General features: G+C 71.1%; 14 protein-coding genes. 2 read left to right on the top strand and 12 right to left on the bottom strand.

Annotated features, from left to right (window positions below):
- The first annotated feature begins 9 nt into the window (after window positions 1-9).
- A complete protein-coding gene (gene norR, locus BM109_RS21080; RefSeq protein WP_093346620.1) occupies window positions 10-1,578 on the top strand; it encodes a nitric oxide reductase transcriptional regulator NorR in 1,569 nt (522 codons plus the stop codon).
- 12 nt (window positions 1,579-1,590) lie between these two features.
- Here the strand turns inward: norR and hmpA are convergent, their stop codons facing one another.
- The 7 genes from hmpA to BM109_RS21045 form a co-directional block, all read right to left on the bottom strand.
- Window positions 1,591-2,778 (bottom strand): NO-inducible flavohemoprotein, encoded by a 1,188-nt coding sequence (gene hmpA, locus BM109_RS21075; RefSeq protein ID WP_093346617.1) that lies wholly within the window; start codon window positions 2,776-2,778, stop codon window positions 1,591-1,593.
- A gap of 185 nt (window positions 2,779-2,963) precedes the next feature.
- Window positions 2,964-3,779 carry a GntR family transcriptional regulator gene (locus tag BM109_RS21070; RefSeq protein WP_218159401.1) on the bottom strand — a complete coding sequence of 272 codons (816 nt, stop codon included), beginning with the start codon at window positions 3,777-3,779 and terminating at the stop codon, window positions 2,964-2,966.
- Between the two features lie 72 nt (window positions 3,780-3,851).
- Window positions 3,852-4,358: a nucleoside deaminase gene (locus BM109_RS21065; RefSeq protein WP_093346614.1), complete on the bottom strand. Its 507-nt coding sequence runs from the start codon at window positions 4,356-4,358 to the stop codon at window positions 3,852-3,854.
- A 24-nt stretch (window positions 4,359-4,382) separates the two neighbouring features.
- Window positions 4,383-5,483 (bottom strand): ABC transporter ATP-binding protein, encoded by a 1,101-nt coding sequence (locus BM109_RS21060; RefSeq protein WP_093346611.1) that lies wholly within the window; start codon window positions 5,481-5,483, stop codon window positions 4,383-4,385.
- 7 nt (window positions 5,484-5,490) lie between these two features.
- Window positions 5,491-6,321 carry an ABC transporter permease gene (locus BM109_RS21055; protein ID WP_093346608.1) on the bottom strand — a complete coding sequence of 277 codons (831 nt, stop codon included), beginning with the start codon at window positions 6,319-6,321 and terminating at the stop codon, window positions 5,491-5,493.
- Window positions 6,318-7,229: an ABC transporter permease gene (locus tag BM109_RS21050; protein WP_143129221.1), complete on the bottom strand. Its 912-nt coding sequence runs from the start codon at window positions 7,227-7,229 to the stop codon at window positions 6,318-6,320. Before BM109_RS21050 ends, BM109_RS21055 begins: the two co-directional genes overlap by 4 nt.
- Before the next feature lie 11 nt (window positions 7,230-7,240).
- Window positions 7,241-8,377, bottom strand: coding sequence for an ABC transporter substrate-binding protein (locus BM109_RS21045; RefSeq protein ID WP_093346602.1), 1,137 nt, complete (start codon window positions 8,375-8,377; stop codon window positions 7,241-7,243).
- A 245-nt stretch (window positions 8,378-8,622) separates the two neighbouring features.
- On the opposite strand from BM109_RS21045, the gene BM109_RS21040 reads away from it, so the two are divergent.
- Window positions 8,623-9,249, top strand: a complete 627-nt coding sequence (locus BM109_RS21040) for a flavin reductase family protein (RefSeq protein WP_093346599.1) — start codon at window positions 8,623-8,625, stop codon at window positions 9,247-9,249.
- Here the strand turns inward: BM109_RS21040 and BM109_RS21035 are convergent.
- The 5 genes from BM109_RS21035 to BM109_RS21015 form a co-directional block, all read right to left on the bottom strand.
- Window positions 9,246-9,881, bottom strand: coding sequence for an RNA polymerase sigma factor (locus BM109_RS21035; RefSeq protein ID WP_093346596.1), 636 nt, complete (start codon window positions 9,879-9,881; stop codon window positions 9,246-9,248). The genes BM109_RS21040 and BM109_RS21035 overlap by 4 nt on opposite strands.
- 116 nt (window positions 9,882-9,997) lie before the next feature.
- Window positions 9,998-23,077, bottom strand: a complete 13,080-nt coding sequence (locus BM109_RS21030; protein WP_093346593.1) for a filamentous haemagglutinin family protein — start codon at window positions 23,075-23,077, stop codon at window positions 9,998-10,000.
- A 208-nt stretch (window positions 23,078-23,285) separates the two neighbouring features.
- On the bottom strand, window positions 23,286-24,284 hold the full coding sequence (locus tag BM109_RS21025; RefSeq protein ID WP_093346590.1) for a FecR family protein: 999 nt from the start codon (window positions 24,282-24,284) through the stop codon (window positions 23,286-23,288).
- Between the two features lie 105 nt (window positions 24,285-24,389).
- A complete protein-coding gene (locus tag BM109_RS21020; protein WP_093346587.1) occupies window positions 24,390-24,914 on the bottom strand; it encodes an RNA polymerase sigma factor in 525 nt (174 codons plus the stop codon).
- 2 nt (window positions 24,915-24,916) lie between these two features.
- Window positions 24,917-25,522 (bottom strand): TonB family protein, encoded by a 606-nt coding sequence (locus BM109_RS21015; RefSeq protein ID WP_177239421.1) that lies wholly within the window; start codon window positions 25,520-25,522, stop codon window positions 24,917-24,919.
- Between the last annotated feature and the right edge of the window lie 151 nt (window positions 25,523-25,673).

The following is a 25,673-nucleotide window of genomic DNA, read 5'->3' as shown; positions in this document are numbered from 1 at the left end:
CACTGCTCCATGACGCCTCCCAGCCTGCTCACCGCCCTGCTGCCCCTGATGGCCGACCTGGCCCAGGACCTGCCCGAGGCCGAACGCCATCGCCGCCTGCTCCAGACCCTGCGCGCCCTGCTGCCCTGCGACGCCACCGCGATGCTGCGGCTCGACGGCGACTGGCTGGTGCCGCTGGCCGTCGACGGCCTCGGCCGCGACACGCTGGGCCGGCGCTTTCGTGCGAGCGAGCATCCGCGCTTCGCCCAGTTGCTCGAGGCACCCGGCCCGGTGCGCTTCGCGGCCGACTGCGGGCTGCCCGATCCCTTCGACGGACTGGTCGAGGGCGTGCAGGGCCATCTGCCGGTGCACGACTGCATGGGCTGCGCGCTGCGCGTCGATGGCCGGCCCTGGGGGCTGCTCACGCTCGATGCGCTCGAGGTCGGCCGCTTCTCGCGCGTCGAGCTCGATGTGCTGCAGGCCTTCGCGAGCCTCGCGGCCGCCACCGTGGTGGTGGCCGCGCGCATGGACGGCCTGGCCGCGCGCGTGGAAGACGAACGGCTGCGCGCCGACAGCTATGCGCGCGCGGGCGGCCAGGCGCCGCGCCAGCTCATCGGCCATGGCGCCGCGCACAAGCGGCTGCTCAGGGAGATCGCGCTCGCGGGCCCGAGCGAACTCTGCGTGCTGATCCAGGGCGAGACCGGCGTGGGCAAGGAACTGGTGGCGCAGGCGCTGCATGCGGCCTCGCCGCGCGCGAAGCGGCCGCTGGTCAGCATCAACTGCGCGGCCCTGCCCGACAACCTGGTCGAGAGCGAACTCTTCGGCCATGTGCGCGGCGCCTTCACGGGCGCGGTGACCGATCGCCGCGGCAAGTTCGAGCTCGCGGATGGCGGCACGCTGTTCCTCGACGAGGTGGCGGAATTGCCGCTGCCGGTGCAGGCCAAGCTGCTGCGCGCGCTGCAGGACGGCCAGATCCAGCGCCTGGGCTCCGACCGCGAGCATCGCGTGGACGTGCGCGTGATCGCCGCGAGCAACCGCAACCTGGCTGAAGAAGTGCGCGCGGGCCGCCTGCGCGCCGACTTCTACCACCGGCTCAGCGTCTATCCGCTGCAGGTGCCGCCGCTGCGCGAACGCGGGCGCGACGTGCTGCCGATCGGCGGCTTCTTCCTCGAGGAGGCGCGCGTGCGCATGGGCCTGGGCGGCGTGCGGCTCGACGCGGGCGCGCAGGCCGCGCTGCTGGCCTACGACTGGCCCGGCAACGTGCGCGAGCTCGAACACCTGCTGGGCCGCAGCGTGCTCAAGGCACTGGGCCGGCATGCGCAGCGCCCGCGCATCCTCACGCTGAGCGCCGAAGACCTCGGGCTCGCCAGCCCGGCCTCGACCGCGCCGAAGACCGAGCCCGCGGCCGCGAGCCCCGGCGGCGCTGCGGCCGGCGCACAGGCCGGCCTGCGCGAGGCCGTGGCGCAGTTCGAGCGAACGATGGTGGAGCAGGCGCTCGAGCGCCACGGCTTCAGCTGGGCCGCGGCGGCGCGCGCCTTGCAGGTCGACCCGGCCAACCTCGCGCGCACCGCGAAGCGGCTGGGCGTTGCGCGCCGCTGACCGCGGCGCGATTCACTCGAGCGCCGAAGCCGGCCCGAAGAACTCGAAACGCGACTGCGCATCGGGCACGCCCCATGCGCGCAACTCGCGCCGCACCTGCTGCATGAAGGGCTTGGGTCCGAGGAAATAGGCATCGACGTCGCGCGTGTGCGCGGGCAGCCAGGCCGCGAGCTTCTCGCGGTCGAGCCGGCCGACTGCATGCGGGCGCACGGCATCGCTCGCGTCGCTCTCGTCATAGCAATAGAAGCGGCTCAACCCCGGATGCCGTGACGCCATGCCGTCGATGTGCTCGCGGAACGCATGCACCGCGCCATTGCGCGCGCAGTGGATGAACACCACCTCGCGCTGCGTGGCCAGTGCCTGCTCGAGCATCGCGAGCGTGGGCGTGATGCCCACGCCGCCGCTGATCAGCACCAGCGGCCGCGCGCTCTCGGCCAGCGTGAACTCGCCCGAGGGCGGCAGCAGCTGCAGCGTGTCGCCCTCGTGCACGTCGTCATGCAGATGGTTCGAGGCCACGCCGCCGGGCTCGCGCTTCACGCTGATGCGATAGCTGCGGCCGTTCGGCGCGGCCGACAGCGAATAGTTGCGGCGGATGTCCTTGCCCTCGACCCGCAGGCACAGGCCGATGTACTGGCCGGGCGCGAAGTCCATCAACGGCCCGCCATCGGCCGGTGCCAGGTGGAACGAGACGATCTCCGCGCTCTCGGCCTGCTTGCGCGCCACCTTGAACGCGCGCATGCCGCGCCAGCCGCCCGGCGCCGCGGCCTGCGCGTCGTACAGCTGCTTCTCGGCGCCGATGAGGATGTCGGCGAGCTGCCCGTAGGCGGCGGCCCAGGCATCGATCACCGCGTCGGTCGCGACCTCGGCGCCGAGCACGTCGCGGATCGCGCGCAGCAGGCAGCCGCCGACAATCGGGTAGTGCTCGGGCATCACCTGCAGCGCCACGTGCTTGTTGACGATCTGCGTCGCGAGCGGACCCATGGCCTCGAGGCGGTCGATGTTCTTCGCGTACATCAGCACGCCGTTGGCCAGCGCGCGCGGCTGGTCGCCCCTGGCCTGGTGGGTCTCGTTGAAGAAGGGCCGCACCTCGGGATGCTCGGCCAGCAGCATCCGGTAGAAGTGGGTGGTGAGCGCCTCGCCGCCCTGTTCGAGCAGGTGCACGGCGGACGAAACGATGGCGCGCTGGGTGGCGGTGAGCATGGGACCTCGGGGTGGTGTTGAAAGATGGGGCTTTCAACGCAACCGGTGTGCCATGGGGAAGGGCCTTTCAAATCAACGGGTTAGCGGCTTTCATGTCGAATCGACCGCTCAATATTTCGAGTCGATCCGACTGCCCGTGTCCAATCGACTGGGGGCATCTTCTGCTCGATGCCCGTGCCGCAGCGCTATCCCTTCTTCCGCGGCCGCCCGCGCCCGCCGCCCTTCGCCTGGGGCGCCGGAACCGCCGCGGCCTCGGCTTCCAGGCCGGTGCCCGCCGACGCCGACGCATAGCGCGCCAGTACGTCCCGGATGTCCACGCCCGCGCGAATCGGCGGCAGCGCGCGGTCGGCCACCGCTTCGAGGTGCCGCTGCATCACGTCGGCGGCCGTTGCGAAATCGCCCTTGGCCAGGGCATCGACGATCTCCGCATGCTCGGTCACGGCGCATTCGCTGGAATGCGGCCGGCCATAGGTCGCGAGGATCAGCGAGCAGCGCGAGACCACCTCGCGCACATAGCGCTCGAGCAGCTGGTTGCCCGTCATCGCGGCGAGCTGCAGATGGAACTCGCCGGCCAGGCGCATCGAACGCACGGCGTCGCGCCCCGAGGCCTGCTGCTCCTTGACGACGTGCGAGCGCAGCGTGGACTCGTGCGCCGCCGAGAGCTTGCCCGACAGCGTCTGCACCACCGTGCGCTCGAGCCCGTTGCGCACCTGGAAGATCTCGCGGCCCTCCTCGAGGCTGGGGTTGGCCACGAAGGCACCGCGGTTGGGCTTGAGCTCGACCAGGCCTTCGACCGCGAGCCGGCCCAGCGCCTCGCGCGCGATGGTGCGGCTGGCGCCGAAGCTCTCGCCGATCGCGTCCTCGGGCAGGCGCGCGCCGGGCTGGAGGCTCTGCTCGATGATGGCCAGCCGCAGGGCCTCGTGCACGGTCTCGGTCCGCGTGCGGCCGAGCTTGTCGTCGGGGGCGGTGGCGTTGCTCGGCGGGCGTCTGGAGGGTGGCACGGGGCTCGGTGTCGCGTGGCGAAAGGATCGGGAAACGCGATTATTGCGCCCGCGGCCGTGCCGGTGCCCCGCTCAACGGGAGGGTTGCGGCAGCTTGCGCGGGGCCGCCCAGGCCTCGAGGATCTCGATCGCATCCCACGGCAGGTGCTGCTCGGCGGGCGTCAGGCCTTCGGCGAGCGTGGCACCGGCCACGCGGCGCAGCTCGTCCACGTCGATGGGATGGCGTGCCGCCACGGGCAGGCCCTCGAAGGCCGCGCCCGATTGCGCGAGCGTGGCGGCATGGAACAGCCGGCGGATGCCCGCCACGCGCATCGCGGCCACGCACATCGCGCATGGCTCGCACGACGAATACAGCTCGCAGTCCGACAGGTCGACGCGGCGCAACCGCCGGCAGGCATCGCGGATGGCCTCGACCTCGCCATGCGAGGTCGGGTCGAAGTGCGCGACCGAATGGTTGAAGCCCTCGCCGACCACCTGGCCGTCCTTCACGATCACCGCACCGAAGGGTTCGGTGCCGGGTTTCGCGAGTGCCTGCGCGGACAAGGCCAGCGCCTGGCGCATGAATCTCTCTTCGTACATGTGTGCTCCAGTCTCGAGATGTCGTCAGGCGTTGCGCGGCAGCAGCCACGCATGCCTGGGGTCCCAATGCAGGCCCACGCGCCGGCCCGGCGCGAGCTCGAGCGACTCGATCTCGTGCTGCTGCTTCTGGACCCGGAACTCGTGCCCGCCCGGCAGTTCGATGAAGACCGTCTGCGTGGAGCCGACGAACTCCAGGCCCAGCACGGCGCCCTCGAGGCGCGAAGCCCCCGCGGGTGCCTCGGCCTCCGACGGCCTGAGCGACACGCGATCGGCCGCCACCACGAAGCTCACGTCGGCGCCGCGGTCCAGCGCGCGCCGCGCTGGCACCGCGAAGCTGCCGAGCGCGCCATCGACACGCGCCCAACCTTCGGCATCGAGCGCGCCCACCGTGCCGGTCAGCAGGTTGTTGGTGCCGATGAAGTCGGCCACGAAGGGGTTCACCGGCGCGCGGTAGACGTCCTGCGGCGCGCCCACCTGCTGGATGCGACCCTCGTTCATGATCACGATCCGGTCGGCCAGCGCGAAGGCCTCCGACTGCGCATGCGTCACGTAGACGAAAGTGATGCGCAGCTCGCGGTGCAGCCGCGCGAGCTCGGTCTGCATGCGCACGCGCAGGTGCGCGTCGAGGGCGCTCAGCGGCTCGTCGAGCAGCAGGATCGAGGGCTCGGTGACCAGCGCCCGCGCGATGGCCACGCGCTGGCGCTGGCCGCCCGAGAGCTGCGCGATCTGCCGGTCGCCCATGCCGGCGAGCCCCATGCGGCCGAGCCAGTCGAGCGCGCGCTTGCGCCGCGCCTCTGCGCCCAGCCCCTTCATGCGCAGCGGAAACTCCACGTTCTGGGCCACCGTGAGGAAGGGGAACAGCGCCAGGCTCTGCCACACCATCGGCGTGTCGCGCTGGTAGGCCGGCACATCGCGCATGCTGCGCCCGCCGATCAGGATGTCGCCGGACGTGGGCTGGTCCAGCCCGGCCAACAGCCGCAAGGTGGTGGACTTGCCGCAGCCCGAGGGCCCCATGATGGCGACGAACTCGCCGGCCGCGATGTCGAGGTCGATGCCGCGCACGGCGTGGTGGCCCGCGAAGCGCTTGTCGAGCGCGCGCAGCGAAACATAAGCGTCGTTGTTCATCCTGGTCTCACTCGGTTGCGATGCGCGCGGCCGGTCGTCCGGCCCGCACGCCCATGAAGCGCTGCGCGAGCAGCACCAGCGCCACGCTGACCGCCAGCACCACGGTGCCGATGGCGTTGATCTTCGGACTGACCTGGCCCTGCAGCAGGTTGAGAATGCGCACCGGCAAGGTCTCGTGCACGCCGCCGACGAACCAGGCGATCATGAATTCGTCGAACGAGACCGCCGCCGCGAGGAAGAAGGAAGCGATCAGCGACGACCGGCAGAATGGGATCACGACGCGCACCAGCCCCGTGGCCGGCGATGCACCCATGTTCCAGGCCGCCTGCTCCATGTCGGGCCCCAGTTCGCCGAGGCGCAGGCGAATGATCGCCATCGAGAACGAGGTCGCGATCGCCACGTGGCAGGCGACGATGGCCTCGAGCCTTCCGAACAGCCCGATGCGCGACAGGAAGGCCAGCATCGCCATGCCGAGGATGGTGGCCGGCACGGCCGGCGGAATGGCCACCAGCATCGCGAAGGCCGACTTGCCGCGGTAGCGATAGCGGTGGTCGAGGTAGGCGGCCGCGAAGCCGAGCACGGTCGAGAGCACCGCGGTGCCGAGCGCGACCACCAGCGTGTTGACGAAGGCGTCGCGCACCATCTCGTCGTCGAGGATCGCGCGCTGCCACTGCAGGCTGAAGCCGCCCCACGGGATCGTGGGATAGCGGTTCGCGTCGAACGAGAACACGACGATGACCAGCATCGGCGCCGCGATGAAGGCGAACAACAGGGCCAGCCAGGCGTACTGCGCGGCGCGCGAGATCTTCCTGGCGCGCGCGTGGTCGATGCCGCTCATCCGGTGCTCCTCGCGCCGAGGCGCCGGGCCAGGCCCAGCACGAGGCCGAGCAGCGCCAGCATGCAGACGCCGATCACCGAGGCCCGCGGCCATTGCGAACCCGACTTGACGGTGTCGACGATCAGGATCGACAGGGTCGGCGGATTGCTGCCCGTCATGAACACCGGGCTCACGTAGTCACCGAAGGCCAGCAGGAAGGTGGTCGAGCCCGCGAGCACCAGCGCCGGGCGGATGGCCGGCAGCAGCACGTGACCCACCACGCGCAGCCGCCTGCAGCCGAGGTTTTCGGCCGCCTCGACCAGCGAGGCATCGACGCCGCCGAGCGCGAACACCAGGATCAGCACCGCGACCGGCAGGCTCAGCGTCAGCAGGCCGATCTGCAGCGACAGCGCGCCACCCAGCAAGGGCAGCGCAGGCACGCCGAACGCGCCCAGCAGCGTGTTCGCGAGCCCCTCGGGGCTCAGCACGATCTGCCATGCATAGATGCGCAGGATGTAGCTCGAGAACACCGGCACCAGCAGCGCCGCAATCGCGGCGTCGCGCCAGCGCACGGGCAGCCGGAACGCGATCGTGTAGGCGGCCGGGAACGCGATCGCCAGCGCGAGCACCGTGGCCGTGGCCGAGACCGCGAGGCTGTGCAGCGCGGCCTGGTGGAAGCTCGACGCGCCGAGGATGCGCGTCCAGTTGTCGAGCGACAGCGCCGGCTGCAGCTTGAAGGAGCGCACCTGCCAGAAGGTGACGACCACGAGGAACAGCAGCGGCGCCGCGAAGAAGACGAGCTGCCACAGCAGCACGGGCAGGCCGAGCAGCACCGGCACCGTCCTGGGCGAGGGACCGCGGCGCGCGCTCCCGCGGCCTCTGGCGGGCACGGGAGCGATCGCCATCGATGGCGTGGAGGAGGCGTTCATGGTGCGCGCGCTCAGAGGCTCTTGAACTGGCTCCACGCGTCGTTCCAGTCCTCGATCGACTGCTTCGAGGGCAACTGGCGGAACTGGATCTTCCTGGCCTTGTACTCGTCCATCACGTTCGGCCCCTTGAGCGTCATGCGCAGGATCTCGGCCTCCTTCGGCTTGGTCTCGTTGAGCAGCTTCCAGCCGGCCATCGAGGGAATGCTCTTCTTGTTGTCGGCCTTGGTGGCCATGCGCACCTGGCCTTCGGGCGAGGTCGTGTACTGGATGAACTTGCGCGCGAGGTCGCGCTTGGGCGTGCCCTTGACGATCGACAGCGACTCGGTCCACTGCAGCCCGCCCTCCTCCGGGATGATGGTGTCGACCGGCACGCCGTTCTGGCGCAGCCCGAGCGTGATCCATTCGCCGATGCCGGGCACGAGCTGGGCGCGGCCATTGGTCATCGACGAGAAGATGTCGGCGATGGTGTAGAAGCCCGAGGCCTGCGGCTTGAGGCTGAAGAGCTTCTTCTTCACAGCCTCGAAGCGCGCCTTGTCGATGTCGAAGGGCGGGCGGTTGCCGTTGGCCAGGCTGATCGAGCCCATCGACGGCAGGTACCAGTCGAACAGACCGACCTTGCCCTTGGCCTTCTCGCTCCACAGCGCCGCATAGGAGGCCACCTCCCTGGGCGTGAAGGCCTTGGTGTTGTACGACAGGCCCAGGTAGCCGAAGTCCGTCATGACGCCATAGAGCTTGCCGTCGAACCAGTGCAGCGGGAATTTCTGGAACTCGGGCCAGTAGTCCTTGAGCGGATAGTCGGCGGGATCGAGCGCCTCGATGAAGTCGGCCTCGTGCAGCAGGTGCATGTACTCGGCGTCCGCGAGCACGACGTCGAAGCTGCCGGGCGGGGACTGGTTGATGACGGCCATCATCTGGTCGCCGCCCACGTATTCCTTGATGCGCACCTTCACGCCGTGGGCCTTCTCGAAGGCCTCGATCAGATAGGGATCGGCATTGCCGGGCCAGGAGAGATAGTTCAGCACCTGGGGCGACGCCGCATCGGCCGGAGTCCAGGCCGCGCCGGCGGCCGCGGCGCCGGCGGCAAGGCCGGCTTGCAGGAAGGTGCGACGGCTGAGATCGCGCGGGGGCGGAAGCGGGGCAGCGGACATGACGACTCCTTCAGAAAGGGTGGAACACGGATTGCATACGATATTTGCCGCATGCATCCTTCATGCCAAGGGCCGCCGTCCGCGAGAATTCTTGAATTCCCCAATGAAATCGACCGATCCTCCTGCATCCATCGAAACACGCACCGCACAACAATGAAGCCTCCAGCGAACCTGAACGCACCATTCGCATGCAAAATTAAAAACAAATTGCATGCGATTTCTTAAATAACCGACGCCCAACCTCCATGGAAATCGACTTCCAGACCCTCGACCCCTACGCCCGCTACAAGCTGATGGCGAGCCTCATCGTCCCGCGGCCGATCGCGCTGATCACCACGCTCGAGCCCGAGGGCACGGTCAACGCCGCGCCCTTCAGCATGTTCAACATGGTGGGCGAAGACCCGCCGCTGGTCTTCGTGAGCATCAACCGCCTGCACGACGGGCGCATCAAGGACACGGCCGCCAACATCCTGCGCACCGGCGAGTTCGTCGTGCACCTGACCGACGAGGCGATGGCCGAGCAGATGCATGCCTGTGGCGATTCGCTGCCGCGCGGCAGCAGCGAGCTCGCGCATGCCGGATTGCATGCGATCCCGTCGAACAGCGTCGCGCCGCCGCGCATCGCCGAGGCGCCCGTGGCCTTCGAATGCGTGCTGCACGAGACGATGGAAACCGAGAGCCGCTACGTGTTCTTCGGCCGCGTGAAATGGCTCGCGGTGCGCGACGGGCTCGTGGACACGGAGCGCTGGCGCGTCCAGCTGCAGGACTACAAGCCCGTGGGGCGTTTCGGCGCGAGCTTCTACGTGGGCACGCAGCAGCGCTTCGCGCTCGGCGCCGCCGCGTCGGCGGGCAGCGCCATCGACCAGCTCTAGCGCCTCGTCTCAGCATCGGCGCGCCAGTGCCGGCGCGGCCCGCTGACGCCCACGCACACCTTCTGGCCCGACACCTCGGCGCAGTGGTCGAGCGCCTGGCGCAGGGTCGTGTCCACGCTGCGCAGCGACATCTGCAGCCAGTCGGCCACTTCCTCGCGCGTGCGCTCCTCGATGCGCAGCGCCACCAGCACGGCGCGATGCCGGCCCGGCAGGCGCTGCAGCGCGCGGTCCATCGCGCGCATCTCGGAACGCTTTTCGACGATGACGTCGGGCCCCGGCGCGGGATCGGCCATCGCCTCCGGTGCCACCGCCTCCTCGCCCGCCGGCTGCCAGAACCGGTTGCGGCGCAGCCCGTCGATGGCCACGTTGCAGGCGACGCGGTAGACGTAGGCCTGCGGACTGCGCGTGGGCACCGGGGCCGTGAACTCGCCCAGGCGCAGCCAGGCGTCATGCAGGCAGTCGCTCGCCAGGTCCGGGCAGCCGAGCTTGCGCACCAGGCGGCGCTTCAGGCTCTCGTAGTGCATGACCAGCACCTCACGCAGCGCGAGGCCGTCGTCGATGCCGCCGGGGTGCGCCGCGTCCGCGTCGGCGGGCGCGGCGACGTCCAGATACTGCATAACGCTCAGATCCATGGCCGTTCGATCTCCGCATTCAGGGGTTGCAAACTCCGCCGCTGCCGCGCGCAGGGCGCCGCCCTCCGCCCCGCGGCAAGCGGGAGCGGAGGAGGCAGGCAGGCGTGGAAGAAGGCCTAGCGGCCCTGCCGCAGCAGGCGCCGCTCTTCGCTGCTCAGCATCGACAGCACCGAGGCATCGAAGCCGCCGCCATGGCCGAGCACCTGGACCGGAATCCGCGCGTCGGGGCCCGTCGGGGCCGAGGAAGAGAGCGAGCCGGTCTGCGGCGTCGGCTTCTTCTCGTCGCCCGGGCTCGTGCCCGCCGGCTCGTTGCCGAAGCCCAGCACGCGCACGGTGAACACCGAGGGCAGCGCCTGGCGCGCGGTGGCGCGTTCGCGCTGCACCGTGTCCTGCGCGGCCATCGCGGCTTGAGAAGCCGCCGCGCTCGCATTGGTGAGCGCGCCCACGTTGACCGAGGCCACCACCGGCAGGCCCTTCGACTCGCCCTTGACCTGGATGTTGGCGGCGTTCACCACCTGCAAGGCCGCGAGGTTCACGTTGCCCGACACGCGGATGCCCGCCTCGCCCGCGTCGATGGTGCCCAGCGGCGCGATCAGGTCCACGTCGCCCGGCGGTACTTCCGGAATCGGGTCGAGCGTGGCGATGCCCGCGCCCGTGCTCGGTACGTTCGGCGACAGCTTCACATTGCCCAGCGTGTCGTACTCGCGCTTGGGCGGCGTGTAGACCAGCGTGGTCTTCGAGCCGCGCCCGGCGTTGATGTCGCCCTCTTCCGACCACGCGAGGATGCCGCCGCCGAAGGTGGTCATGATGCGCGACAGGCCCAGCAGGATGCTGCCCTTGCTGAAGATCCCGATGTCGCCCGCGCCCTGCGTGACGATGCCCGCGGTCGAGGGCGGCACCTGGCCCTGCACGCCCACCACCACCTGCCCGCCGGGTGCCAGCAGCTCGATGCTGCCGCCGAACAGCGTGCGCACGCCCGAGCCGCCGAACAGGGTGATGTCGCCGTCGCGCTCGATGGCGTTGCCCTCGGCATCGAGCTTCGGGAACAGCGCGGCGATCGCATCGCGCCCGCGCAGGTAGGAGCCGTAGCGCTTGCTGGCCTCGTCGTTGTATTCGCGTCCGCCCGCGCGCAGCTCCGCGAAGTACACCGTGCGCAGGAAGATGTGCTGCTGCTCGGGTGCCAGCGTGCCGAAGTAGGCCAGCGCCTCGGCGGGGCTGCCGCCGAAGCCGTGGGTCTTCTTCAGCCACTCGGCCAGTTCCTGCTCGTAGGTCTTGACCACCTTTCCCGAGCCCGCGAGCGCTGTGCCCTCGGGCAGCAGGTTGGCGGGATCCAGGTACTTCATCAGGCCCGCGTAGGCCGGGCCGCCGGCGCCGGTGCCGGCCTGCAGCACGACGTCCGCTCCCGCGCGGTTGTCGCCCGGCACCACCTGGCCGATGCTCACGATCGTGCCCTTGTCGCCCTGGTAGATGTTGCGCCCGGCCGCGACCTCGAGCGTGCCGGGGCCGGCGATGCGGGCATTGGCATAGAAGATGTCGCGCCCGGCCTCTATCGACGAGACGTCGGTGTCGTTGGCATTCATGATCACGCTCGGCGCGCCCAGCGGGTCGTTGGCATTCCCGAGCCCGAAGCCCACGATGTCGCGCCCCGCGCGCACCTGCGCGGCCTTGGCCGCGAGGTAGGTGGCGGGCCGCGGCGCGCCGAAGGTGCTGGCCGGCTGGCTGGCGCCCAGCGTCGCGCCGACGATGTCGCCGTCGACGGCATACAGCCGGATCGGCTCGGTGTCGCCGGCATGCAGCACGCCGGCCGGCGTGTCCGCGGGCTGAAAGGCGAAGTACCCCAGCGTGGGCGAGTAGGTCGTCGGTCCGCCGACGAAGGGCGGCGGCGCGATGCGCACCAGCGTGTTGGTGCCGTAGCCGTTGATCCCGTCGATGGTCAGCGTGACGATGTTGGACGTGAAGTTCGGTGCGACCAGCAGCCAGGCGGGCTTGAACGGATTGGGCAGCGCGTCGACGCCGGCCCGGGCGCCCGACATGCCGACCAGCGCCGTCGCCTCGCCCGCGCCGCTGGCATAGATCGAATCCGCCGCCAGCAGCTCGAGCTGGCCGCCGGCCGATGGCGTCAGCTCGTAGGTGGTGGGCGCATTGCTCTGCTGCGATCCGTAGTAGATGCTGCCGCTGCCGGCCACGGCCCTGAACTGCGCGGGCATCAGGGCGATGCCGTAGATGCCGCCATAGCCTTGTTCGTTGACACTGGTGCCCTGGCCCCAGAACGGCGCCAGGTTGCCGCCGGCGGCGAACAGCGAGACGGCCGTGCGCGGCGTCCACAGCGAGAACCAGCTGCGGCCCACGCCGACCTTGGTCGGGTCCGAGGCCAGCGCGCCGAGCACGGTGTAGTTGAACTGGTAGTTCCCGACGGTGCCCGGATCGAGCATGGTGGCATCGCCGTAGCCACCCAGCACCAGGTCGCCGCGGGTGCGGAAGCTCGCCGTGCCGTCGCCGGGCACGATGGCCGGACCGCCGGCACTGCCCGCGAGGCTGGCGGTGTAGAGGTCCACGCCGCGCGGATCCTGCGAGCCCTTGACGCCGTAGGCGAGCTGGAGGCTGCCGATCGACCCCGCGTCGATGGCGATGTCGCCGCGCAGGTCGGCGAAGGTGCCGTTCATCTCGTCGGCGAGGGCCCGGCGGTCCGCGGCCGGCGCCGGATTGAGCGCTCCGCCGATCTTCAGCCGCAGGTCGCCGCCGCCGGTCTGCACCAGCGTGCCTCCGGTCACGACGCCGTCGCGGGTCGTCACCGAGGTCACGCGGCCGGTGGCGCCGACCGCCACCGTGAGGCCGCCCGCGGGCCGGGTGCCGACGTCAAGGCCGTTCGGGTCGTAGGCCTCGAGCACGCCGGCATGGCCGTCCACGCGCAGCGTGACGTTGCCGCCGCCCAGCGCGCCGAAACCGTCGAAGCCCGAGACGCCGATCAGCGCGTCGCTGCGGCCCGTGGCGGGGTTGTAGCGCGTGCCGGTCTGCACATAGGTGCCGAAGTTGATCGACCAGGCCGGCTGCTGTCCCATGCCGTCGCCGCCCTGCGTCCACAGCCAGCTGGCGATGGAGGTGGTCTTGTCGTCCCTCAACGGTCCCCAGTCGGTCAGATTGCCCTGCGCGGCGATGTAGAGGTCGCCGCCGTGGTCGGGGAACCAGGTGCTGCGATCGTTCAGCGCCGCGTCGTAGGCGGCCACGCCGGTGAGCTTGGCGCGCGGCAGTTCGAAGGCCGCGTTGCCCTCGGGCAGCTCGCTCTGCGTGCCGGCGGTGTAGACGCCGAAGGGCGTGGCCTGGCTGAAGTCGCCGCCGGCCAGGATGTCGAGGTCGCCGGTGCCGGTGCGGATCACGCTGAAGATCGGCTTCTGCGTCAGGCCGCTGAGGCGCGAGTCGTCCAGCGTGATGTTGCCGGCGCCGCGCAGCGCACTGGCCGGTCGCAGCGCGCGCGTGTCGGCGGCGGCGAGGTCGGCGCCGCCGACCAGGCGGATCGAGGCCGAGGGGCTGCCGGCCGCGAGCATCGGTGCCAGCGCCCACAGTGGCCGCGAACGCATCGACAGCACGTCCGCCGTGGTCGACACCACCGTGCCCGTGGGCAGCACGGTGCCGGCCGGCAGGTCCATCGACGCGGTCAGGGTGTAGCCGCCGACGAGCACCAGGGGGTTGCCCGCCTGCCAGGTGGTGGCGGCGATGTCGAAGTCGAAGGGCAGCGAGGCGCCGGTGCCCAGCGTCGTGCCGCTCGGCAGCACGGTGCCGGCGGGAATGGTCATGCCCGCGGTCCAGGTGCGGGTCGGCGTGGCGATGGTGCCGGTCGCGGTCAGCGCCGCCGACAGCGTGTAGCCCGCGGCCAGCGTCACCGCCTGCGGCAGCGACTTGCCCGCCGCCACCTGGGGCGGGGGTGCCAGCACCACGTCGGCATAGCCGGCCGTGGCCGAACGGAACACCGTGCCGGGGTAGATGACCGCGCCGTCGCCCAGGCCGTAGGCGATGTAGCTTCCGGGGCCGAAGCTGGTGCCGTTCCAGTTCCAGTCGTCCACGCGTCCCGAGACCACCTGGACCGGCTCCAGCATCTCGCCCCAGGAGTTCGCGCCGCCGAAGTAGTAGACGTTCGCGCCCACGTTCGGGTCGTAGGCGGGATGCAGCACGATCTGGCGCGGCGTGGCCTCGCCCGCGCGCAGCACCTCGCCATCGTGCAGCTCGATGTTGAACGGCAGGGTCACGCCCACGCCCAGCGTGGTGCCGACCGCCAACGTCGCGTTCTCCGGCAGCACGTAGTCGGCGTTCAGCTTGGCGCCCGCGAGCAGCAGCACCGTGAAGTCGTCGGGCGAGCCCTTGGGCTTGCCGAAGCCGTCGGTGATGCTGCCCTTGATGTCGAGGTCGCCCGCGGCGCGCACCGTCAGTGCCATCGGCTCGCCGCGGCCGTAGCGGTAGTCCGCGAGGTCGATGTCGCTGGCGATCGTCAGCTTGCCGCCCGAGGCCTCGCTGCTGACGATCTCCACGCCCGGGCGCAGGTGGTAGGCATCGCCATAGGCCTTCAGGCCCGCCAGGCGGCCCTGCAGCGCGCCGTTGGCGAGCGCGTTGGCGTAGAAGACCTGGCTCTTCGCGTCGATCTGGTTCAGGCCGACGGCGCCGGCCGGCACGTTGTCGGCGCCGGTGTCGCGCACGATGGTGCCCGCGGCATCGGTGGGCGCGTAGGTCCAGAAACCGTTCACCGCGATGCTGGCCGCGCCGTGCACGTTCACCTGGCCCGAGGCATCGACCAGGATGTCGCCGCCCGTCTCGGTGGCGCGCCGTGCATTGAGCACCACGCGCCCGAAGTTCACGCCCGGCGCCGACACGTCCAGCGTGGTGCCGTCGTCCAGCCGCAGCCAGCCCTGGGCCGATGTCAGCTCGATCGCGCCGCGGTTCAGGGCCTCGATGGGCTGGCCGTAGCTGTCCACCTGCAGCACCGTGCCGTGCGCATCGAGCACCGCGCCGCCCGCGAGGCGCAGGTCGTCGCGCGCGGCCAGCCGGATGCTGCCGGGGCGCTCGCCCGAGGCGTCGATGCGGCCCTTCACCGTGAGGCTGCCGCCATCGACCGAGACCGTGACGTCGCGCGCCTTGAGCTCGTCGCCGATTTCCAGGTTGCCCTGCTTGAACGCGAAGCCGCGGCTGCCGAGGAAGCCGGCGTCGGTGAGCCGGGCGTTCAGAGCCGCGAAGTCGCTCGTGAGGTTGGCGGCGCTGTCGCCGATGCGCTGCGCGCGCAGGTCGATGCCGCCGCCCGCATGGCCTTGCGCGCCGCCGCCGCGCAGCGTGCCGTTCAGCCGAACGACGCCGGCATCGGGCTTCGCATCGGCGCCGTCGTTCAGCGCCGAGACACGCAGCGTGCCCGCATCCTCGTGCGCGGCCGACACGTCGATCGTCGAACCCTGCGCCTGCAGCACGTTGCCGTGCCGGCTCTCGATGACGATGTCGCCGCCCCAGGTGTTGCGCACCTGGTCGAAGAAAGCGAGGCTGCGGCCCGACACGTCGAGCCGCGAGCCTGCGGCCAGCGTGATGTCGCCCTCGGCCGTCAGCGTCAGCTTGCCGGTGGGCAGCACGATCGCCGAGGCGATGTCGATGCGGCCCGCATGCAGGTCGATCTGGCCGCCGACCTTGTCGGTGCTGGCGGTGGCGCCGTCGGGCGCGGTCACGGAGAGCGCGCCGCCCGCGTACAGCCCCAGCACCGCGCCGGACTCGGCCGTGAACAGCGGCGTGTTCAGCCGCACCGTGGCGCCGGTGCCGGCATAGGTGGCGGGATCGAAGGCGGTGCTCGGATCGGCGCCGTTCTGGTAGATCGAGACCGTGCCGTTGGCATTGCCGACGATGCGCTCGCTGGCGTTCAGCGCCACGTCCGAGAAGCCCAGCATCAGCCGGTCGAAGCGCACCGAGCTGTCGGGCTGTGCCGGCGTCGGGTAGCCGAACACGATGCTGTTCGCGTTGACCTCGAAGCGGCCGCTGCCCGGGCCGCCCGCCATCACGGCGCCCGGCGCGGCGCTGCCGTACAGCGGCCGGCTGGCGTTGTCGTTGATGACCTTCGTGAAGGTGTCGTTCCACACCAGCGTGTCGGTGCTCAGGCGCACCGTGTCGCCGGCCGCGCCATAGCCGTAGATCGCGGGGCTGTTGAACACCAGCTGCTTCAGGTGCGACTTGCCGGTGGCCGGGTCGATGGTGTCGAGGTCGACGCTGCCGAAGAAGTTGATCGACTTGCCCGCACTCAGCACCAGGTTCTCGATCGCGGGCACGCCCGCGGCGCGATTGCCGGCGAACAGCGTGTCGAGGATGCCCTGGTCCAGGCTCATGCCCGCCGGCAATTGCGCCACCGCCGCCAGCGCGGCCGCGGTGCCGATGTTGAACGAGGGCACCGCGAGCGACAGGTTGCGCGTGCCGATCTTCGGTGTGCCGACCAGCGACACGCCGAGGTCGGAGTAGAAGCCCACCGTGCCTTCGGAGTACAGCGCCACGCCGTCCTTGAGTTCGATGTTGCTGCCGTACAGGCCCGAGGGCGCATCGAGCGTGAAGGTGCCGTTGGACACCAGCAGGATGGCCGTGCTGCCGAAGGGCGAGGCCTTGGGGCCGAACAGCAGGCCGTTGCGCGAATCGAGCCAGCTCGTGCCCTGGCCGAGCGTGCTGATGCTGGCGCCCTCCTCGAGCGTGATCTTGCTGGCGGCGCCGAGCACCACCTGTCCGCCGGTCAGCGTCACGCCGCGCTCGAGCACCAGGTGCTTCGCCATCAGGCCTTCGTTGCCGATCACGCCCTGCAGGGCGATGTTCGGCGCCGTGACGTTCGGCATGCCGCCGATGTAGAGGTTGGGCGCCTGCAGCTTGCCGATCTCCGAGGCCGCCACGGCGATCGTGGTGGCGTCGTTGCGCGTGGCGCTGCCGTCGGCGGTGATGACGAGGTTGGTGGCGGCGGGATCGGTGTAGACGCCGCCGAGCAGCGAGAAGGCGCCCGGATAGCCGCCCCTGGCGGCCGAGAAGTCGGCGCGGCCGTTGAACACCAGCGCGCTGGCGTTGGCGTTGTCGGGCGCGACGCGGGCGTTGAAGATCAGCTGCTTGCCGTCGATCTCCAGCTGCGGGCGCAGGGTGCCGAAGGTGTTCGCCCGCGCGAACTGGAACTGGTCGTAGCCCTGCTCGTTGTAGCTCGAGTAGGTGCGCAGCGTGGCGCCCGGCGTGACCGTGACCATGGTGCCGAGCGAATCGCGGATGGCGGTGTTGGCGATGCCCTGCACGCCGGTCAGCGCGTAGGAGCCGTTGCGCAGCGGCAGCGCGCCCGCGAATTCCTGCACCGGGCCGCCGAGCTCGACGCGGAAGGCGCCGGGCAGCAGGGCATAGTTGGCCGGCATCAGCGTGTAGGTGCCGCCGGCCAGGCCGGGCACGCCGTCGGGAAGGGTGATCTGCTGGCCGATGCCGGGCGCAGCGCCGGTCCAGGCCGCGTTGTAGCCGCCGGGCACCGGCGCCGTCTTCGCGCCGGGCACGATGGCGTAGACCTTGCCGCCCGCCTTGAGCGGACTGAGCAGCGTGTCGACCGAGCCGCCGCGGCCGGTGACGAAGGCCGCGCCCAGCAGCTGTCCGCCGCCCGACAGGTCCAGCAGCGAGCCGGCATCGCCGACCAGCGAGGCCGCGTTGATCCGGAGGCCGACCTGGCCGTTGATGCCGAGCTCGTCCTTGGTGAAGACCCCGCCGAACTGGCCCGAGCCCAGGGCCGGCTTGAGAACGTCCACGCCGTTGACGGTGTAGTTGACGCCATCCACCGTGCCGCCGAAGGGCATCGCGAGGCCGCTGGTGCCGACCGAGGTGACGCTGCCGTCGAGCAGCTCGACCTCGCGCGTCGCGTTCAGCGTGAGCGAACCGAAGGGCGCGCGCACGACGCCGCCCTGGCGGATGACATCGGCGTTCAGCGTGAGGCTGCCCAGCACCGAGTAGGGCTGCGCGGGCACGTCGCCCGTCGAGCGGATCGACAGCACGGACGAGGTCGTGGCATCGGGCGCCTTGCCCGCGCCGGCGCGCGCCACGGCCACCGCGCCGCTGACCGGATAGACCTGCGCGGCGGCCAGCTCGAGATCGCCCCAGGCGCGCAGTTCGGTCGTGCGCCCCGACGAATCGTTGAGCTGCGCCTCGGGCGCCGAGGCGGTGCCGGCGAGGAAGCGCAGGTCGCCGCTGCTCTGCAGCAGCGTGTGGTCGAACTGCATGCGCACCGCGTTGCGCAGGTCGATCAGGTCGGACTCGGCCGTGAAGCTGCCGCCGGTCTCGTGGTCGGGCAGCTTGGCGCCGCCCACCAGCGGCACCTGCGAGGACGGCGAGCGCCCCACCATCTGGATGCCGCCGTCGAACAGCAGATAGGGCGCGGCGAGCCGCACGTTGGCGCCGGCCGTGGTCTGGTAGATCAGGCCCTGCTGCAGCGCGAGGCTGCGGCCCAGGCGCAGGTCGACATCGCCGTCGAAGAAGAGGCCGGAGCGCGCCCACAGCGACAGGCTGTCGAAGCCGCCGCGCGCGACCTGCGCGGCGCTCACGCGCGCCGTGCCGACGACGAAGCCGTCGTCGAGCGCGCCGGGCGCCAGGTCGGCCGCGAGGCTGCCGGGCCGGTCGTCCTGCGCCACCATGATCACGCGGCCCGGCCGGGTCAGCGGGTCGATGCCGAAGGGGCCGCCGTAGACCGGCGATTCGAGCACCAGCGACAGGCTGCCGCCGCTGGCGCCCGCGCCGCCGGCCGCGGCGCGCAGCTCGCCGTCGAGGAAGAAGCTCTGGTAGGAACTGATCGTGATCGATCCGCCGTCGCTGGCCACGGTCCGCGGCGCGCGCGCGGGACCGGCGGCACCGACGCTGCCGGCCGCGACGTCGAGCACGGCGCTCGCGCCCGAGGCATCGATGCGCGCGCCCGGGCGCACGACCACGTAGGAACTGCTGGACATGACGCCGCTCGCGAGCGGGTTCTTGCCGCCCAGGCTGCCGAGCACGATGGCACCGCCGTCGAGCACGGTGCCGTAGGGCCGGCCCTGCGCGTCCAGCGCGGTGTAGGCGCGGCCCGCGACGTCGAGCACCGCGTGCTCGCCGATCCACACCGACATCGCGTCGGCGGGATCGTTGTCCTCGTAGTTCCATTCGTTGGGATGGGCGATGCGCCAGGCCGCCGCCACGTCGTCCAGCGTGCGCGTGTTGACGATGGAGATCGCGCCGCCCGGCGCCACGAAGCTGCCGTCGACGGTGATCTGGCCCTTGCTGGTGAGGTCGATGCGCCGGCCGGGGTCGACGCTGACCACCGCCCCCTCGCCGATCACGATGCCGCCGCTGACCAGCGGATTCGCCACCGCGCCCGCGACCGAATTGGGAATGCCGCCGGTCAGCGACAGGTCGGCGCCGGCGCGCTGCTTGAGCGTGCCCTTGAGCGCGTTCTCGGTGAACAGCGGCGGCAGGTAGAGCTGCGCGGCCTCGGCCAGCGCATCGCCGGCCAGCGACTGCTGCGGCGCACCGCTGTCGAGGCTGGCGCCGGTGAGGCGGTAGATCGGCATCGCCACGTCGACCTTGGTGCCCGGCTTCACGACCGCGCCGGCCGCGCCGCTCAGGTTGTAGGCCGAGAAGCCCTGCTGGAAGAAGGCCTGGGCATCGGTGACCTCGAACACCGGCATGACCGAGGCCGCCACCGGCAGCACGGCACCGCGCTGCAAGGCGGTGCCGGCGATGACGTCGAGGTCCATCGCCAGCACGGTGCCGGCGGCATAGGTGGTGGTGCGTCGGTAGATCGGCAGCGGTGCCGTGAAGGCATCGGCCGGCATGACGTAGCCGGCCGGAAAGGATTTCTGGATCGTCACCACGAGGTAGCCGGCCGGAACGAGGCTGCCGGCCGCATAGGCCGTCTGCACGCCCGTCACCGGATCCCTTGCGTACACGCCGTCGATCGGCGTGGTCCAGCCGTTGGGGCCGACGGTGACCGGCTTGTTGAAGGGGATGTTCACGATGGCGTTGGGCGGCACCACCGCGCCCAGCCGGATGAAGTCGCCCGAGGACACCTTCAGCTCGAAGGGCAGCGTGGTGCCGGCCGGCAGCACGAAGTCCGCGCCGACCGTGAGATCGAAGGGCGCCGCCTCGCCGGGCGCCAGCAGGCCGCGGGTCGCCAGCAGCGTGCCGCCGATGGAGATCGCCGCCGGCGTGACGATGCTGAGCTTGCCGCCGCGGGTGAAGCCGTAGGAGGCGATGGTGCCGCCGCCATCGATCACCAGGCCGCCCGCGCTGAGGCTGACGTCGCCGCCCGCGCCGCCGAGCACGCTGCCGTTCGACAGCAGCGCCGCGCCGGCCGAGGCGTCGATGCGCGAACCCGACTCGAGCTGCAGCGCGCCATTGGTGACCAGCGTCACCGTGCCGCCGTTGCGGAAGGCCGCGCCCCAGGCGCTCGCGGGGTCGAGCGCCGCATTGGTCCACAGGCCGCGCGTGTCGATCACGACACCGCGCTGGACCGTCAGGCCGTGGAGGTCGCCGAACAGGCCGGTGCCGCCCACCAGGCTCACGGAGCCGCCGCGCGCACTCAGGCTGCCGTCGAGCGTGACGTTGCCCGAGGTGGTGAAGTCCATCGCGCCGCCCGGGGCCAGCGCGAGGTCGCCGCCGATCGTCAGGTCGCCGAAGGCCACCGTCTTCAGGCCGCCGAGCCCCGCGTCGTTGAGGCGGTCGCGGTTCATCCACACGAGGTTGCCCGTCTTGGCGATCGCGCTCGGCAGCTGCTCGTCCGAGGGGCGCTCGTTGTCGATGCGCACGTCGGAGATGCTCTGCAGGCGCGGACTCGACCCGTCGGTCTTGAGCGTCGGGTCGTAACTCTGGATCACCAGCCGCGCCGGCAGCGCCGCCTGCGTCTGGCTCAGCTTGTAGGCATCGCTCACCGTCAGCGGTCGCGCGTCGGTCTGGCGCGGCCCGTTGTAGACCCGCGCCTCGATCTCGCCATCGAGCAGCGCGTTGGCCGAGGCGATGACCAGCGAGCCCGCGTCGCGGCCCACGGTGTAGCCGTTCTCCATCTGCCGCTGCGGCGCGATCAGCGGGTTGTAGAAGGAGTCGGTCACGCCCCAGCGCGCGTGCTTGTCCTCGTAGCCCACGTACACGCCGCTGTAGACCAGGTCCGCGGGCGCGTTGTTCGCTGTGTACAGCCGCCCGTCGCTGCCCTTGAGCCAGGTGTTGTGGATGGAGCCGGTCTGCACGTCGAGCGTGCCGCCCGACAGGTTGATGTTCGAGCCCGCCGCGGTGACGGTGCTGTCGCCGGCCAGGTTGACGATGCCGCCCTGTGCGGTCCACTCGCCGATGCCGTGGCCCTGGTTGCCCAGGTAGCCGCTGACCTCGAGCAGCCCGCCGGCCGTGTACCAGCGGTCGCTGTCGTACACGCCCGCGGCCGCGGGCACGCGCACGAGGCGCCGGCGGTCGACCCACAGGTCGCGGTTGAACAGCTTGCCCGCGTCGCGGTTCAGCGGTGCGTCGCGCAGCTCGTTGCCCTGCACGTTGACCTTGACGTCGTTGCTCTCCATCGCCACCCGCACGCCCACGCTGCCCGACACGTCGAGCTGCGCGCCCGAACGCACGCGGATCGCGCCGAAGGTGGCCGGCGTGGTGGTGGCGACGTCCTCCCGCGTGCCGGCCGCCGCGTTGCCGGCCGACACGGCGAGCTGGCCGCCGGTGGCCAGGGTCAGCGAGCCGCCCTCGAAGTCGACGGCGGCGCCGCCGACGATCTCGATGCGCGACAGGTCGCGCCGGTCGGTCAGCGTGGACAGGTTGTCGAAGTTCCTGCCGGAGGTGGCGGCCGCCAGGGCGCGCAGCTGGTCGAGTGCGGCCGAGTCCTTGATCAGCGCATCGCGCTGGGAGTCGAGCGCGGTGGTCTTGCCGTCGTCCTCGGTCACGATGGCCGTGACCGCGCCTTCGCCCATGCGCACGGTGCCCTTGGCATCGTTGGCCGACGTCAGCAGGTGGACCGTGCCGCGCGTGTTGACCGTGGTGGTGGCCACGGCCACGCCGTTCTGCCGCAGGTCGCGGCCCGTGAGCGTGATGTCGCCCTCGCGCGCCAGCAGCAGGCCGCTGTTGACGACCTTGCCCGCGGTGCTGTCGGCAATGAACTGCGGCGCGACCTCGCTGCCGCGCGTGGTGGAGAAGGTGTTGCCGTCGGTGCCCACGCCCTTGCGGATCAGGAAGCTGTCGCCCGCGGCCAGCAGTGCCTGGCCCTTGCGCGTGGCGATCTCGCCCGCGTTGGAGACCTCGGTGCCCAGCAGCATCACGTAGCCGCCGCCGTCGGTGACCGAGCGCGGCTCGGTGGTCGTGATCTTCGCGCCGGCCTGGACCTCGACCTTGCCGAGCGCGTCGGTGAAGGTGGGGGTCGCCACGCTGGCGCCGTACAGGCCGCCGCTCGTGAACTGGTTGTCGGTGATCCTGGCCGCGGCCGCCACCAGGTTGCGCACGTCGACCTGGCTCGAGCCCGAGAACACGATGCCGTTGCGGTTGGCGATCATCACCGTGCCGTCGGCCTTGATCTGCCCCTGGATCTGCGAGGGCCGCGCCTGCGGATCGTTGACCTTGTTCAGCACGCTCCAGGCCGACTGCTGCTGGAACTCCACCGTCGTCTGCCTGCCGACGTTGAAGCTCTCCCAGTTCAGGATCGCGCGGTCGGCGGTCTGCCGGATCGCGACGTTGGTGCGGCCGTTCGACACGGTCTGCACGGGCGCGCTGGCGTTGAGCCAGCCGGCGGTCAGCGAATCGGTGTCGACCTTGAGGCCGCCGTCGGCCAGGCCATCGGGAACGGACGCCGGATCGTTCGCGGCCGCCTGCCGTGCCGCGGCCTGCGCGCCCTGCTGCGCCGCGATCGCCTGCGCCGCCAGGTTGAGGTTGCCGATGGAGCGCTGCAGTTGTGCATTGGCCTGCTGCTGTTGCGCCTGCGTGCTCGTCAGGCTCGACGCCGGCATGCCGTTGGGCAGCCGGCCCGTGGCGATGGCGGTGTTCTGCGCCATGTTCTTCTGCGCCATCCAGCCCGCGCTGAACGCGCGCTGCGCATGCGCCGTGCCGAGCAGGCCGCCGGCCGCCAGCGCCATCGCGATGGCCCGCGCGATCGGCGCCCTCCGCAGATCGTGCCTCGCCCGTGGATGGTGCTTCGCCTGTGTCGCCTGCCTGGCCGCGCCGTTGCGTCCGCCTGTGCTCATGTGATGTTCCCGCCCGCTGGTTGAGTCGTTGCCACGGCCGGCCGCTCGCGCGGCCCGCCATTTCCGGAGAGAACCCGACACCGCTGCGGCTGGAAGCCGCCGATGCAAGGCCCGTCCCTTCTAGATGGCTGGTACCGCGCGAAACCCCGAAGAATTTTTTTCTCCCGGGCCGACGACCGCTGTCATGACGCGGTCATCGAATCCACCCTCAGCTCAGGATCAGCACACCGCCCGGCAACGACCGCGCGCTCAGGTCGAACGAGCGCTGGATCTGCAGCAGCGCCGCATCGAGCGCCTTGAACTGCAGGCGGGCACTGAGGGTCTTGTGGCGCAGCGACGGCGCCATCAGCACGACGCGCCCGGGCCGGTAGCGGTTGATCTCGTCGATCACCGCGGACAGCGGGCTGCGCTTGAACACCAGCTCGCCCCGGCGCCAGGCCGCCGCATCGGCCGGATCGACCGCGACCGGCGCGCCGATCGACGCGACGTCGTAGCTCGCCTGCTGCCCCACACGCAACGACAGGCTGCCCGCCGGATGCTCGACGCGCACCGCGCCCTCGATGCAGGTCACACAGGCCTTGCCATCGAGAAAGCGCACCTCGAACTTCCCGCCCTCGCAAAGACTGCGCCCCTTGCCCGCGACCACGCCGAAGGCGCGCTCGGCGGCGCGCACGTCGACCGCCGCCTCGCCGGCCAGCAGGATCAGGCCGACGGTCCGGCCCTCCGCGGCGACCTGGCGTACGCTGGTGCGGGTGTTCATCGTCACGTCGACCTGGCTCGTCAGCGCCACCGAGCGCTGTTCGCCGGTCGCGGTGCGGTAGTCCGCGTTCCACTCGTCCAGCGGCGTCCACAGCCCCAGCGGCGGATGCACCACGGCCACGCCCGCGACCGCCGCGGCACTCACGGCCGCGCCCAGGAAGACGCGACGACCGAGCGACGACCGCTGCAGCAGCCGCTGGTGGTGGCGCGCGAGTTCCGCGCGCGTGCCCAGCAGCTTGCCGAAGGCGGGCTTCAGCAGCCGCCACTGGTCGCGCGCCTCCTCGAAGGCCTTCTGATGGCGCGGGCCGAGCGCGCGCCAGCGCTGGAACGCCTGCGCGTCCTCCTGCGTCGCCTTGCCCGAGGTCAGCAGCACCAGCCAGGCATGCGCGTCCTGGCGCAGCAGCTCGGGGAAATCGGTCTTGTCGGATGAATCGGAGAGGTCGCGCATCTCAGCTCCTTCGCCTCGCGCTGCCCGTGCGGTCCGTCGCACGCCTGCCTTCTCTCAAGATGGATTTCGCGCGGCGAATCCCCGAACTATTTCTTCTCGACATCTTCATCCCGGCCTGCCGTTTCGCTGCGCGAGGCGGGTCGCGCAGTAGTCCTGGCCCGCTTTCAATTCGTATTCGACGGTGCGCAGCGACACCCCCAGGTGCTTGGCGACGTCCTGCTGCGACCAGCCCTCCCAGCGCACCAGCAGCAGGATGTCGCGCCGCCGCGCCGGCATCTTCTCGAGGATCTCGTGGAGCGCCTGCAGCTGCGAGCGGTCCTCGGCCACCCGGTCCGGCCCGGCCGCGCCGTCGGGCACCAGGTCGAGCAGCGCCTGCGCGTCTTCGGCGGACAGCAGCTGCTGCTGGCCGCGCCGCGCCTCGAGCGCGAAGTTGACCGCCATCCGCATCACGTAGGCCTGCGGATTGGCGATCGGCCCCTGGATCTCGCCGCGCTGCAAACGCAACCAGGTGTCGTGCAGCGCATCGTCGGCGAGCTCGTCGTTGCCCACCGTGCGACGCAGCCGGCGCTTCAGGTCGCCATAGCGCTGGACCAGGAAGCTGCGCAACAGCGGCAGGACGTCTTCGGCCATGGTCAGGGCACCGGCTGGCAGACGCGCGCCTGCGCGACGGCATCGAGCGGCAGCACGATCAGCGTCAGCGGCTGCCTGAGGTCGGGCGGCGGCGGCTCGACGCGCAGCGCCGAGAGCGTCGAGATCACGGCCGCGTCGCGCTGCCGGTTGCCGGTCGAGGCGAGCAGGCGCGCCTGGCGCACCAGGCCGGCGGCATCCACCTGGAAGCGCAGCATCGCGCGGTAGTCGCTGGGGGCGGTGCGCGGGTCGGCGCACAGGGCCTTCCACACCCCGGCCTGCACCGCGCCGTCGTAGCGGCGATGCAGCTCGGCGGGAACATCGCGGGTCGCGACCTCCGGAGCTGTCTTCAGCACGAAGGCCGCGATCCGGTCCTGGCGGCCCCCGACGTTCTCCGCCGTCAGGCCGGTTCCGGCGAGCAGCGCATGCAGTGCCGCCAGCGGCGTGTAGCGCCCCTGCACGGCCGCCGAGCTGCGGCCATCCACCAGTTCGTCGTCGAACAGCACCGACTGCCGCGCCGCGTTGGCGAACTGGTCGAGTGCGATGGGCAATGGCTGGGCCGGGATGTTGAATTCGATCTGCGACTCGCTCGATCCCGGCGCGGTGGTCACGGACTCGATCGCTTGCGCATGCGCGGCGCCCGCCCCGGCCATGAGAGACAGCGAGATCAGTCTTCGTGCCAGCGCGACCACATGACCCAATAGCGGGGAACCTGCCATTTCCTGTCGCGCAGCCGTCGATTCCAGAAGGGAGGAGCGACGC

Source organism: Variovorax sp. PDC80, from assembly GCF_900115375.1.
In the GTDB taxonomy this organism is placed as follows: Bacteria; Pseudomonadota; Gammaproteobacteria; order Burkholderiales; family Burkholderiaceae_C; genus Variovorax.
Note: the sequence above shows the minus strand (reverse complement) of the source record. Positions and strands in the feature narration are given on the sequence as shown.